This is a genomic window from Roseomonas acroporae, assembly GCF_023223525.1.
In the GTDB taxonomy this organism is placed as follows: Bacteria; Pseudomonadota; Alphaproteobacteria; order Acetobacterales; family Acetobacteraceae; genus Roseomonas_E; species Roseomonas_E acroporae.
This window is the reverse complement of sequence record NZ_JALPRX010000097.1, coordinates 1-12790: the sequence shown is the minus strand read 5'-3', so window position 1 is coordinate 12790 and position 12790 is coordinate 1. Positions and strand designations below refer to the sequence as shown.

The 12790-nt window shown below is 74.1% G+C and carries 14 protein-coding genes; 12 read left to right on the top strand and 2 right to left on the bottom strand.

Features of this window, described 5'->3' with window-relative positions; genetic code table 11:
* The first annotated feature begins 26 nt into the window (after positions 1 to 26).
* The 6 genes from M0638_RS20775 (at position 27) to pqqE (ending at position 4319) form a co-directional block, all read left to right on the top strand.
* Entirely contained in the window at positions 27 to 686 is a 660-nt protein-coding gene (locus M0638_RS20775) for a histidine phosphatase family protein (protein ID WP_248668922.1), read from the top strand.
* 120 nt (positions 687 to 806) lie between these two features.
* Positions 807 to 1604, top strand: coding sequence for a lipid-binding SYLF domain-containing protein (locus tag M0638_RS20770; RefSeq protein WP_248668921.1), 798 nt, complete (start codon positions 807 to 809; stop codon positions 1602 to 1604).
* Between the two features lie 33 nt (positions 1605 to 1637).
* Positions 1638 to 2006: a hypothetical protein gene (locus M0638_RS20765; protein ID WP_248668920.1), complete on the top strand. Its 369-nt coding sequence runs from the start codon at positions 1638 to 1640 to the stop codon at positions 2004 to 2006.
* 100 nt (positions 2007 to 2106) lie between these two features.
* On the top strand, positions 2107 to 2184 hold the full coding sequence (pqqA, locus tag M0638_RS29260) for a pyrroloquinoline quinone precursor peptide PqqA (protein WP_408903653.1): 78 nt from the start codon (positions 2107 to 2109) through the stop codon (positions 2182 to 2184).
* 48 nt (positions 2185 to 2232) lie between these two features.
* Positions 2233 to 3183, top strand: coding sequence for a pyrroloquinoline quinone biosynthesis protein PqqB (pqqB, locus tag M0638_RS20760; RefSeq protein ID WP_248668919.1), 951 nt, complete (start codon positions 2233 to 2235; stop codon positions 3181 to 3183).
* Positions 3180 to 4319, top strand: a complete 1140-nt coding sequence (gene pqqE, locus M0638_RS20755; protein WP_408903652.1) for a pyrroloquinoline quinone biosynthesis protein PqqE — start codon at positions 3180 to 3182, stop codon at positions 4317 to 4319. The genes pqqB and pqqE overlap by 4 nt, the downstream gene beginning before the upstream one ends.
* Before the next feature lie 14 nt (positions 4320 to 4333).
* Here pqqE and M0638_RS20750 read toward each other — a convergent pair whose 3' ends face one another.
* Together M0638_RS20750 and M0638_RS20745 are read right to left on the bottom strand one after the other, a co-directional pair.
* Positions 4334 to 5326 (bottom strand): prephenate dehydratase, encoded by a 993-nt coding sequence (locus M0638_RS20750; protein WP_248668918.1) that lies wholly within the window; start codon positions 5324 to 5326, stop codon positions 4334 to 4336.
* On the bottom strand, positions 5323 to 6066 hold the full coding sequence (locus M0638_RS20745; RefSeq protein WP_248668917.1) for a 3-deoxy-manno-octulosonate cytidylyltransferase: 744 nt from the start codon (positions 6064 to 6066) through the stop codon (positions 5323 to 5325). Before M0638_RS20745 ends, M0638_RS20750 begins: the two co-directional genes overlap by 4 nt.
* Before the next feature lie 314 nt (positions 6067 to 6380).
* Between M0638_RS20745 and M0638_RS20740 the strand changes: the two genes are divergently transcribed.
* The 6 genes from M0638_RS20740 to M0638_RS20715 form a co-directional block, all read left to right on the top strand.
* Complete coding sequence (locus tag M0638_RS20740; protein WP_248668916.1) at positions 6381 to 7052, top strand: c-type cytochrome; 672 nt, start codon at positions 6381 to 6383, stop codon at positions 7050 to 7052.
* Between the two features lie 8 nt (positions 7053 to 7060).
* Complete coding sequence (locus M0638_RS20735) at positions 7061 to 7849, top strand: inositol monophosphatase family protein (RefSeq protein WP_248668915.1); 789 nt, start codon at positions 7061 to 7063, stop codon at positions 7847 to 7849.
* Between the two features lie 200 nt (positions 7850 to 8049).
* Entirely contained in the window at positions 8050 to 9966 is a 1917-nt protein-coding gene (locus tag M0638_RS20730; RefSeq protein ID WP_248668914.1) for an extracellular solute-binding protein, read from the top strand.
* Between the two features lie 11 nt (positions 9967 to 9977).
* The gene (locus M0638_RS20725) at positions 9978 to 11078 is read left to right on the top strand and encodes a microcin C ABC transporter permease YejB (protein ID WP_248668913.1); all 1101 of its coding nucleotides are present in this window, start codon (positions 9978 to 9980) and stop codon (positions 11076 to 11078) included.
* A complete protein-coding gene (locus tag M0638_RS20720; RefSeq protein ID WP_248668912.1) occupies positions 11078 to 12211 on the top strand; it encodes an ABC transporter permease in 1134 nt (377 codons plus the stop codon). Before M0638_RS20725 ends, M0638_RS20720 begins: the two co-directional genes overlap by 1 nt.
* 26 nt (positions 12212 to 12237) lie before the next feature.
* Positions 12238 to 12790: ATP-binding cassette domain-containing protein (locus M0638_RS20715; protein WP_248668911.1), on the top strand; the 553-nt coding region annotated here is incomplete at its 3' end.

Below are 12790 nucleotides of genomic sequence, written 5' to 3'. Positions count from 1 at the left end.
CTTGAAAATGCTCTAGATCCTCTCCCGTGCAGACCGATCCGAACGTCACCCGGCTCTTCCTCGTCCGCCACGCGCTGGTGGAACCCGGCGCGCGCGCCACGCTGTACGGCTGCCTGGACGTGCCGCTCTGCCGGCTCGCCCTGGCGGCGGAGGCGGCCTCCTACCGCTGGCTCGCCGCCCGCCTGCCGCGGCCCGCGCGCTGGGTCTGCACCACGCTCTCGCGCACCCGCGCCACCGCCGCCGCCATCTTCGCCGCCGGCTACCCGGAGACGCCGCTGGCCGAGGAGGCCGACCTCGTCGAGCAGCACCTGGGCGAATGGCAGGGGCTGCCGCACGAGGTGGTGGCCGAGCGGCTGCTGCACCCGCCGCACCCCTTCTGGCCGCATGCCGGCGAGGAGCGCCCGCCGGGCGGCGAATCCTTCGGCGACGTGGTCGGGCGCGTCGGCCCGGTGCTGGACCGCCTCGCGGCCGAGCATGCCGGCGGCGACGTCGTGGTGGTGGCGCATGGCGGCTCGATCCGCGCCTCGCTCGCCCATGCGCTGGGGCTGACGGCCCATCAGGCGCTGACCTTCTCGATCCTCAACCTGTCGGTCACCCGCCTGGAAAGGCACGGCCGGGACTGGCGCGTCGCGGCGGTGAACGAGGAGCCCTTCGCGCTGCCGGCGCCCCATCCCGCGACGGCGTGAGCCGGCCGGTCGGCGGACGGCGCGCCGCCCGCCGTACCGAAAGCTTGGACAGCGTTCTTGATTGCCCGTAATCTTCAATCGACTCAGGGGGGTTGGGCGGCAATGCTTGCACGCGGTCTCATGGTTCTGGCCTTCGGCTGCGCCCTGTCCGGTCCGGCACTGGCGCAGGGCGAGCAGCAGGCGCTGGTGGACCGCGCCACGCTGGCCGTGCAGGAGATGCTCGGCTACGGCAACGACGCCGCCAACGCCGCCGACACGCTGCGCCGCGCCCGCGCCGTGATGGTCTGCCCGCGCATCTTCCGCGCCGGCTTCATCTTCGGCGGCGAGGGCGGCGACTGCGCGCTGCTGGCGCGCGACGCCAACGGCTCCTGGTCCTCGCCCGCCTTCTACACCATGGGCTCGGCCAGCATCGGCCTGACCGCCGGCATCCAGGAGATGGAGCTGATGATGCTGATCATGACCGAGCGCGGCCTGCGCGCGGTCATGGACAGCCAGTTCAAGATCGGCGGCGACGCCTCGATCGCCGTGGCCACGCTGGGCGGCAGCGTGCAGGGCGCCACCACGGCGGCCATCGGCGCCGACATCCTGGCCTATGCGCGCTCGCGCGGGCTGTTCGCCTCGCTGTCGCTCTCCGGCTCGATCCTCAGCTCGCGCTCCAGCTGGAACCGCGCCTACTACGGCAAGGAGGTGGGGCCGCAGCAGATCGTGATCGGGATGGAGGCGCACAACCCGGGCGCCGACCCGCTGCGCGCCGTGCTGACCCGCTACGGCAGCCGCCAGGCGGCGGCCGAGGCGCGGCCGCTGCTGCCGCCGCCCGTCGCCGGCGGCGCGCCGGGCGGCTACGGCGCCGGCCCCGCCTACGGGGGCGCGGCGCCGGGCGGCACGGTGAGCCGCGAATCGCTGCCGCCGCCGCGCTGAACGGCGGCGGCCCCGGGGCGGCGGCCAGCCGCCGTGCCCCCGGCCGCCCCCCCGGCCGCCACGGCCTCCACCATCACCACCATCGGCGATCACCGCCATCGGCCATCGCGACCGCCGGCCATCGCGGCCATCGGCACCGTGGCCTCGCGGCGGCAGGCCGTCCGCCGCCTGCCGGCCGATCCACGGCATCGCGGCGTTCCGCCCGCCGTGCTCGTGCCCTGCGGCGAACCGCGCTCCGGCCGGCAGGCCCGCTTCGCCGCCGCTCGCCGTTTTCGGGGCGGCTTCACGCCTTCGGGCGTGTCCGCCCGCCGCGATCCGCTCTGGAGCCGTTCCGGCCTGACCGTATCAGGCCGGAACGGCTCCAGCCTGTCGGGTTTTCGCATTTCCCGGGTCGCTGGGTGAGTACACCCGGCCTGAAAATGCTCTAGCATCGCCGCTGCCGGGCCCCGCGCCCGGTACGACGGGCCCGCAAGCCCGCAGCGCAGACCGAGGGAGAGCGCAGATGGCCTGGACCACCCCCCGCGTGATCGAGATCTCCATGGCCATGGAGATCAACTGCTACGCCACCGCCGAGGACTGAGGCCGGGCAGGCCGGCGCCGCCGGCCGCGGCCGGCGGTGAAGGCCGAGATGCTGCGCGTCCTGGTGCTCGGCGCCGCCGCGGGCGGCGGCTTCCCGCAATGGAACTCGGCCGGCCCGGGCTGCCGGCGCGCACGGGCCGGCGATCCGGCGGCACGGCCGCGCACCCAGGCTTCCGTGGCCGTCAGCGCCGATGGCGAGCGCTGGGTGCTGCTGAACGCCGCGCCGGAGTTGCGCCTGCAGATCGAGGCGTCCCCCGCCCTGCACCCGCGCCCGGCGCACGGCATCCGGCACTCGCCCATCGCCGCCGTGCTGCTGACGGGCGGCGAGGTGGACACGCTGGCCGGGCTGCTCTCGCTGCGCGAGCGGCATCCCTTCGCCCTGTACGCCGCGCCGCCGACCCTGGCGGTGCTGGCGGAGAACCCGATCTTCGGCGTGCTATCGCCCGCGCTGGTGCCGCGCCGGGCGCTGCGCCTGGACGCGGCCGACAGGCTGGCCGATGCCGGCGGCGCCCCCCTCGGCCTCGTCGCCGAGGCCTTCGCCGTTCCCGGCAAGGTGCCGCTGTTCCGCGAGACCGGCGAGGCCGATCCCGGCCGCGACGATTCCGGCGAGACGATCGGGCTGCGCCTCGCGGCGGCCATGCCGGATGGCCGCGAGGCCGGCGATTCGCTGTTCTTCATCCCCGGCTGCGCCGCCATGACCGATCCGCTGCGCGCGCGGCTGCGCGGCGCCGCCGCCGTGCTGTTCGACGGCACGCTGTACGACGACGACGAGATGATCCGCCTCGGCGCGGGCACGAAGACCGGCGCGCGGATGGGCCACATGGCGCTGTCCGGGCCGGCGGGAACGCTGGCGGCCTTCGCCGGGCTCGGCGTGCGCCGCCGGGTGCTGATCCACCTCAACAACACCAACCCGGTGCTGCTGGCGGACAGCCCGGCACGCGCCGAGGTGTCGGCGGCGGGCTGGGAGGTCGCCGAGGACGGGATGGAATTCGTGCTGTGAGCGACGCCGCCGCGCCGGAAGCCGCCCCCGGCATTCCCCCGGAGCCCCCGCCGCCGGCGCCGCTCGGCCTGCTGGCGGAGCTGACGCATCGCTGCCCGCTGCGCTGCCCCTACTGCTCCAACCCGCTGTCGCTCGCGCGCGCCTCGTCGGAGCTCTCCGCCGACGAATGGGGCCGGGTGTTCGAGGAGGCGGCCGCGCTCGGCGTGCTGCAGCTCCACCTCTCGGGCGGCGAGCCGGCGGCGCGGCGCGACCTCGCGGCGATCGTGGCGCATGCCGCGCGCGCCGGCCTCTACAGCAACCTCATCACCTCGGGCGTCACGCTGGACGCGGCACGGCTGGAATCGCTGGTGCGGGCCGGGCTCGACCACGTGCAGCTCTCGGTGCAGGACGCGGAGGCGGACTCCGCCGACCGGATCGGCGGCCTCGCCGGCGCGCATGCGCGCAAGCTGGAATTCGCCGCGCTGGTGACGGCTTCCGGGCTGCCGCTGACGCTGAACGCCGTGGTGCACCGGCAGAACCTCGAACGCCTGCCCGCGCTGATCGACCTCGCGCTGCGGCTCGGCGCCGGGCGGCTGGAGGTCGCGCATGTGCAGTACCATGGCTGGGCGCTGCGCAACCGCGACGCGCTGCTGCCCTCGCGCGCGCAGCTCGACGCCGCCACCGCCACGGTGGCGGCGGCGCGGGAATCGCTGCGCGGCCGCCTCGTCATCGACTACGTGACGCCGGACTACCATGCGCGCCGCCCCAAGGCCTGCATGGGCGGCTGGGGCCGCGCCGTGCTGGTGGTGACGCCCGCCGGCCGCGCCCTGCCCTGCCACGCCGCCGAGGGCCTGCCCGGCTTCGACTTCCCCGACGTGCGCGCCATGCCGCTGCGCCGGATCTGGACGGAATCGGCGGCGTTCCGGCGCTTCCGCGGCACCGGCTGGATGCCGGAGCCCTGCCGCGGCTGCGACCGGCGCGAGCGGGACTGGGGCGGCTGCCGCTGCCAGGCGCACGCCCTGACCGGCGATGCCGCCGCCACCGACCCGGCCTGCGCCCTGTCGCCGCACCACGCGCTGCTCGACCTCGCGGTGCGGGAGGCGATGGCGGCGCCGGACGACGCGGCCTTCCGCTACCGCGAGATGCGGGCGCGCTGAGGGCGGCGCGCCGCCTACAGCGCGCCCGCCGCGCCGCGTTCCCGCCGCGCCGGGCTGGCGCGGTAGGCGCCGAGCACGCGCATCTCCGCCGAGAAGAATTCCAGCTCCTCGAAGGCCAGCCGCAGCGCCGGTTGCGCCGGGTGGCCGTCCACGTCGCACAGGAACTGCGTCGCGGTGAACTCGCCGTCGAGCATGTAGCTCTCGAGCTTGGTCATGTTCACGCCGTTGGTGGCGAAGCCGCCCAGCGCCTTGTAGAGCGACGCCGGGATGTTGCGGACGCGGAAGACGAAGGTGGTCACGAAATCGCCCCCGCTGGCGGCCGCGTCGGCCGGCGCGTCGGCCCGCTCGCGTGCCATGACGTAGAAGCGCGTGGTGTTGTGCGGCGCGTCCTCGACGTTGTGGCGCAGCACGTCGAGGCCGTAGATCTCCGCCGCCAGCGCCGAGGCGATGGCCGCGTCCTCCACCCCACCGCGCTCGGCGATCAGCGCGGCGGCGCCGGCCGTGTCGGCCTCGATCACCGGCGTCAGCGACAGCTCGCGCAGCACGTTGAACACCTGGCCCAGCGCCACGGGATGGCTGTGCGCGCGCCGGATGGTGGCCAGCGTCGCGCCGGCCGGCGCCATCAGGCAGTGCTCCACCCGCTCGAAATGCTCGCCCACCACGTACAGGCCGGACTGCGGCAGCAGCCGATGGATGTCGGGCACGCGGCCGGCGAGGGAATTCTCGCAGGGCAGCATGGCGAGGTCGGCGCGGCCGTCGCGCAGCGCCGCCATCGCCGCCTCGAAGCTCGGGCAGGGCAGCGTCGTCATGCCGGGATAGGCGTGCCGGCAGGCGAGGTCGGAATAGGCGCCGGGCAGGCCCTGGAAGGCGATGGCGCCGCCCGTCCGCTCCCCCGCCCGGCCTTCCCGTTCCCCCGCTCGCCCCCCCGTTTGGCTCCCCCCCTGGTCCCCCACCGGCCCCCCCACCTGGCCCCCCACCTGGCCCTGGTCGCTGCTGCCTTGGGTCATGCGTGGATCCCCTTCTCAAGCACGGCGCGCGCGCGCGCGAGGTCGGCCGGCGTGTCCACGCCGAAGGGCGCGTGCGGCACGCGCGCCGCGCCGATGCGCATTCCCGCCTCCAGCGCGCGGAGCTGCTCCAGCTTCTCGCGCCCCTCCAGCGGCGAGGCCGGCAGGGCGACGAAGCGCGCCAGCGCCGCGCGCCGGTAGCTGTAGACGCCGATGTGGTGCCAGAGCGGCCCCGCCCCCCAGGGCACCGCCCGGCGCGAGAAGTACAGCGCCGGCGCCACCGCCTCGCCCTCGCGGAAGGCGCAGGCGCACTTCACCACCGACTCCGCCTCCGCCTCCTCGGCGGTGGCGATCTCGGCGACCAGCGTGCCCATGTCGTTCGCCGGATTGGCCAGCGGCAGCAGCACGGCGCGCAGCAGCGCGGGGTCGAGCGTCGGCAGGTCCCCCTGCAGGTTCACCACCACGTCGTGCCGCCCCTCGGGGTCGAGTCGCGCCAGCGCCCGGGCGATGCGGTCGGTGCCGCTCGGCAGGTCCTCGGGCACCGTCACGGCGGTGCCGCCCGCCGCCGCCACCGCCGCGGCGATCTCCGGCTCGGCGCAGGCGACGGCGACCGGGCCGATCCCCGCCTCCCGCGCGCGGTCCAGCACCTGCACGATCATGGGGCGGCCGGCGATCGCGGCGAGGGGCTTGCCCGGCAGCCGGGTGCTGGCCATGCGGGCGGGGATCAGGACGATCGGGGTCATGCTTCCGCGGCTTGAGATGAGGCTTCGGGCCAGTCTGTCCGGGCGGCGCCGGCCGGGCGGGAGGAGGCAGCGGGCGATGCCCCGGCGCCCCACCCCGCCGCGAAGGTTCCGGTGCCGGACCCGGTGGGTTGATGGGCGTTGGCGCCCTCTTTATGGTCCGGGGCTTCTAGTCGCGGCGTCGCGCGGGCGCAAACGGGTCGCGGATGACGGCCCGATGCGCCCGCCGCCCGCGGGTCGGGCATGGCGGCCGGCGCGGGTCGGGTACGCCAGCCGACGTGGATCGGGCACGTCAGTCGAAAAGGGTGCGGTCTGAGATGGGCAGTCTGGAGCTCAACAAGGCGTTCGGGGCCATCCTGACCGCCGGCATCGCCTTCATGATGGCCGGGCTGGTCGGTGGCGTCCTGGTGCACCCGCACCGGCTGGAACACAGCGCGATCCACATCGAGGGAGTCGGCGCCGCCCCCGCCGCCGCCCCGGCGGCCCCCGAGGCGCTGCCGCCGCTCGGCCCGCTGCTCGCCCAGGCCAACGTCGCCGAGGGCCAGCAGCTCGCGCAGCGCCTCTGCGCCTCCTGCCACACCTTCAACCAGGGCGGCCGCTCCGGCGTCGGGCCCAACCTGTACGGCGTGGACGGCGCGCCGCACGGTCACGTCGAGGGCTTCAACTACTCCGCCGCGCTCAAGGGCAAGCCGGGGCCCTGGGACGACAACATGCTGAACGAGTGGCTGCACAAGCCGAGCGCCTACGCTCCCGGCACGCGCATGGCCTTCGCCGGCATCAGCAACCACCAGCAGCGGGCGAACGTGATCGCCTTCATCCGCTCGATCTCGCCCAACGCCCCGCCGCCGCCGCCGGCCGAGGCGCCCGCCGCGACTCCCGCCGGCGCCGTGCCGGGCGGCACGCCGCCGGCCACCGAGCAGGGCAGCCAGCCGCAGCAGGGCGCCGCCCCCGCCTCGCCGCCGGCACCGGCGAACGCCCCGGCGCACTGAGCCCGGACATGCCCGACCCGGCGCTGGCCGAGGCGGCCGGGGCGGCCGCCGACGCCGCCGCCGCTGTCATCCGGCCGCTGTTCCGCTCCCCTCTCCTGGTCGAGGCCAAGGGCGATGCCAGCCCGGTCACCGCGGCCGACCGCGGCGCCGAGCGGGCGATGCGCGCCCTGCTCGCCGCGCGCTTCCCGGCGCACGGCATCGTCGGCGAGGAATACGGCGCCGACCGGCCCGACGCCGAATGGGTCTGGGTGCTGGACCCGATCGACGGCACCCGCGCCTTCGTCACCGGCCGCCCGCTGTTCGGCTCCCTGATCGGGCTGCTGCACCGGGGCCGGCCGGTGCTGGGCCTGATCGACCAGCCCGCCACCGGCGAGCGCTGGCTGGGCCTGGACGGCGAGCCCACGCGCTTCCGCGCGCCGCTGGGCGGCCGCGTCGGCTGCCGCCCCTGCGCGCGGCTGGCCGAGGCGGAGCTGTCCTGCACCAGTCCCGACATGTTCGCCCCCGCCGACCGGCCGGGCTTCGAGCGGCTGCGCGCCGCCGCCCGCCGCGTGACCTGGGGGGGCGACTGCTACGGCTACGGGCTGCTGGCGCTCGGGCTGGTGGACGTGATCGCCGAATCCACGATGAAGCTGTGGGACTGGGCGGCGCTGGTGCCCGTGGTGGAGGGTGCCGGCGGGCGGCTGACCGGCTGGGACGGGCGGCCCCTGACGCCGGAGCGCGCCGAGGCCGAGGGCGGGCGCGTGCTCGCGGTGGGCGACGCGGCGATGCTGGACGAGGCGGTGCGGCTGCTGGGCTGAAGGCGGGTTCCGGCCCCGCTCCCTTTCCGGCGGCGCGGCCTGCCCCGGCGCCGGAAGCCGGCCGCGGTCCGGGAACCCGGCCTTCCTGGCGGGAGAGGGCGGCGCCCTCTCCCCCCTCTTCCTATCGGGCCCCGGTGCGGCGCCCCGGAAGCCCCACGCGCCCCGTTGTCCCGCGCCCCGCAAACCCGCATCCTCGGCCGATGTTCCGACGCGATCTCCTCGCCGGGGGCGCCGCCCTCGCGCTTCTTTCCGCCGGCCGAGAGGCGCGCGCCCAAGGGACTGCCCAAGGGACTGCCGAGGGGGGCGCCCAGGGGGGCGCCCAGGGGAGCACGACGGCCCCGGGGAGCGGCGGCGTCACCCGCACCCACGCCCTGTCGCTGCTGGGCGAGCCCGCCCTGCCCGCCGGATTCCCGCACTGGCCCTGGGTGAACCCGGACGCGCCCAAGGGCGGCGAGATCGCGCTCACCGCGCTCGGCTCCTTCGACAGCTTCAACCCCTTCATCCTGCGCGGCACCCCGGCCGTCGGCATCACCCAGCTCTGGGAGACGCTGATGAAGGACAGCAGCGACGAGGCGAGCACGAATTACTGCCACCTGGCCCGCGAGGTGGAGCTGCCCGCCGACCGGCTGGGCGTGACCTTCACCCTGCGCGACGAGGCGCGCTGGCACGACGGGAAGCCGATCACCGCCGAGGACGTGGTGTGGAGCTTCGAGACCCTGCGCCGGCACGGGCGGCCCTTCTATCGCGGCTATTACGCCGACGTTGCCGAGGTGAAGGCCGAGGGTGCCAAGCGGGTCGTGTTCCGGTTCAGGAACGACGAGAACCGGGAGCTGGCCATGGTGCTCGGGCAGCTTCCCGTGCTGCCGAAGCACTGGTGGGAGGGGCGGGACTTCACCCGGCCCTCGCTGGAGGTGCCGCTCGGCTCCGGCCCCTATCGGCTGGAGCGGTTCGAGCCGAACCGCACGCTGGTCTACCGCCGCGTGGCGGACTACTGGGGGCGCGACCTCAACACGATGCGCGGCACGGCGAACTGGGACGCGACGCGCTACGAGTACTTCCGCGACAACACCGTGGCGCTGGAGGCGTTCAAGTCGGGCGGCATCGACTTCCGCACCGAGAACGTGGCGAAGGACTGGGCCACGGCCTACGACTTCCCGGCGGTGCGGCGCGGCCTCGTGAAGCGCGACGAGATACGCCACGAGATCCCGACCGGGATGCAGTCCTTCACCATGAACCACCGCCGGGACCTGTTCCGGGACCCGAAGGTGCGCGAGGCGCTGACGCTGGTCTTCGACTTCGAGTGGATGAACAGGAACCTGTTCTACGGCAGCTACACGCGCACCGAGTCCTACTTCTCCAACTCCGAGCTGGCTTCCTCCGGCCTGCCGCAGGGGCAGGAGCTGGCGGTGCTGGAGCGCTTCCGCGGGCACGTGCCGGAGCGGGTGTTCACCGAGGAATTCAGGCTGCCCGTCACCGACGGCTCGGGCAACAACCGCGAGCAATTGCGCCAGGCGCTGGCGCTGCTGAAGCAGGCGGGCTGGGAGGTGCGCGACCGGCAGCTGCGCAACGCCGCCGGAGGGCGCTTCGAGTTCGAGATCCTGCTCAACACGCCGACCTTCGAGCGCGTCGCCCTGCCCTACATCCAGAGCCTCCAGCGGCTCGGCATCGAGGCGAAGGTGCGCACCGTCGATCCCGCCCAGTACCAGGTGCGGATGGACGGGTTCGACTACGACATGACGGTGGACGTGATCGGCCAGAGCGCCTCGCCCGGCAACGAGCAGCGCGACTACTGGACCAGCCGCACCGCCGCCGAGCACGGCAGCCAGAACGTCGCCGGCATCGCCGATCCGGCGATCGACGAGCTGGTGGAGCTGCTGATCGCGGCGCCCGACCGCGAGGCGCTGATCGCCCGCACCCGGGCGCTGGACCGCGTGCTGCTCTGGGGCTGGCACGTGGTGCCGCACTGGCACAGCCGTGTCTTCCGCGTCGCCTACTGGGACAAGTTCGGCCGGCCGCCGCGCAACCCGCGCCACGCGCTCGCCCTCGATTCCTGGTGGATCGAGCAGGCGCGCGTCGGCACGGTGGAGGAAGGCCGCCGGCAGCAGCAGACGCAGTAGCCGAGGCCGGCATGGGCGCCTATCTCCTCCGCCGCCTGCTGCTGGTGGTGCCGACGCTGTTCGGCATCATCCTCATCAACTTCGCCGTGGTGCAGTTCGCGCCCGGCGGGCCGGTGGACCAGATGATCGCCGAGCTGCGCGGTCAGGCGGGCTCCTCGGTCGGGCGCATCAGCGGCGAGGGCGGCGGCGAGACGCGGGCGCCGGCCACGGACAATTCGGGCGGCGGTTCCGGCCCGCGCTACCGCGGCGCGCGCGGGCTGGATCCCGCCATCATCCGCGAGATCGAGCACAATTTCGGCTTCGACAAGCCGGCCAGCGAACGCTTCTGGCTGATGCTGCGCGGCTACCTGCAATTCGACTTCGGCCGCTCGCTGTTCCGCGACCGGCCGGTGATCGACCTGATCGCCGAGCGCATGCCGGTCTCGGTCTCGCTCGGCCTCTGGTCCACGCTCATCATCTACCTGATCTCGATCCCGCTCGGCATCAGGAAGGCGGTCAGGGACGGCTCGCGCTTCGACCTCTGGTCCTCGGCGGTGGTGCTGGTGGGCTACGCCATCCCGGGCTTCCTGTTCGCCATCCTGCTCGTCGTGCTGTTCGCGGGCGGCACCTTCCTGCAGTGGTTCCCGCTGCGCGGCCTGCTCAGCCCGGGGCTGGAGGGCGCGCCCTTCCCGACCCGCGCGCTCGACTACGCCTGGCACATGGTGCTGCCCACCATCGCCCTCGTGGTCGGCGGCTTCGCCGGGCTGACCATGCTGACCAAGAACTGCTTCCTGGAGGAGATCGGCAAGCAGTATGTCGTCACCGCCCGCGCCAAGGGGGCGGACGAGAAGCGGGTGCTGTACGGGCATGTCTTCCGCAACGCGATGCTGCTGATCATCGCGGGCTTCCCCTCGGCCTTCATCGGCATCCTGTTCACCGGCGCGCTGCTGGTCGAGATCGTCTTCTCGCTGGACGGGCTGGGGCTGCTGGGGTTCGACGCGGCCATACGGCGCGACTACCCGATCATGTTCGCCACCCTCTACATCTTCACCCTGCTCGGCCTCGTCATGCAGATCGTGGGCGACATGATGTACACGGTGGTCGATCCGCGCATCGACTTCGAGTCGCGCTGATGGCGCTCTCCCCCCTCACCCGGCGGCGGCTGGCCAATTTCCGCGCCAACCGGCGCGGCTGGGTGAGCCTATGGGTGTTCAGCGTGCTGTTCGTGATCACCCTGTTCGCCGAGGTGATCGCCAACGACCGGCCGCTGGTGGCGAGGGTGGACGGGCACTGGTACTTCCCGGTGCTGGTCGACTACGCCGAGAGCGACATCCTGCCCGACGGGCTGCCGACCGAGGCGGACTGGCACGATCCGGCGCTGCAGGCCGAGATACGCGCGCATGGCTGGCTGGTCTGGCCGCCCATCCCCTACGACTACCGCAGCATCGTGCGCGACCTCGGGCAGCCGGCCCCCTCGCCGCCGACGCTGCGCAACTGGCTCGGCACGGACGACCAGGCGCGGGACGTGCTGGCGCGGGTGATCTACGGCTTCCGCATCTCGGTGCTGTTCGGCTTCACGCTCACCATCGTCTCCTCGGTGCTCGGGGTGATGGCGGGGGCGGTGCAGGGCTTCTACGGCGGCTGGGTCGATCTCGTCTTCCAGCGCTTCATCGAGATCTGGTCGGGGATGCCGCAACTGTTTCTCCTCATCATCCTGGCCAGCGTGATCGAGCCGGGGTTCTGGACGCTGCTGGTCTTCCTGCTCCTGTTCTCCTGGATGAGCCTGACCGGCGTGGTGCGCGCGGAATTCCTGCGTGGGCGCAACCTCGACTACGTGCGCGCGGCGCGCGCCCTCGGCGTCTCCGACACGCGGCTGATGTGGCGCCACATCCTGCCCAACGCGATGGTGGCCACCCTGACCTTCCTGCCCTTCACCCTCTCCGGCAGCGTCACCGTGCTGGCGAGCCTCGACTTCCTCGGCTTCGGCCTGCCGCCGGGCTCGGCCTCGCTGGGGGAGCTGGTGAACCAGGGCAAGAACAACCTCCAGGCGCCGTGGCTCGCCTTCACCGGCTTCATCGTGCTGGGCGGCGTGCTCTCCCTGCTGATCTTCGTCGGCGAGGCGGTGCGCGACGCCTTCGACCCGCGCAAGCTGCCCGGGGGAAGCGCCCTCGCGGCGGCCGAGGCGGCGACGGTGCCGGCCTCGCCGCAGGAGGTGGCCGACCAGGCGGGCGGTGGCGGCGCCGACGCGAAGGTGGGCCAGGCGTGATGAAAAATGGCCCGACGGAAGCGCGCATGGGCGGGGACGCGCTGCTCACGGTCGAGAAGCTCTCCGTCGCCTTCGGGCCGCGCCGCGTGGTGCAGGACGTGTCCTTCGCCATACGCCCGGGCGAGACGCTGGCGCTGGTGGGCGAGAGCGGCTCGGGCAAGTCCCTCACCGCGCTGTCCGTGCTGCGGCTGCTGCCGCCGGGCGGCACCAACCCGGCCGGGCGGATCGTGCTCGACGGCACCGAGGTGCTGCGCGCCTCCGAGCGCGAGATGCGCGGCCTGCGCGGCGGCACGGCGGGGATGGTGTTCCAGGAGCCGATGACCTCGCTCAACCCGCTGCACACGGTGGGGCGGCAGGTGGGCGAGGCGGTGACGCTGCACCGGCCGCTGCGCGGCGAGGCGCTGCGCGAGCGGGTGGTGGCGCTGCTGGAGCGGGCCGGGCTGCGCAACGCGGCGGACCGGCTGGGCGCCTATCCGCACCAGCTTTCCGGCGGGCAGCGGCAGCGGGTGATGATCGCGGCGGCGCTGGCCAACGACCCGAAGCTGCTGATCGCCGACGAGCCGACCACGGCGCTCGACG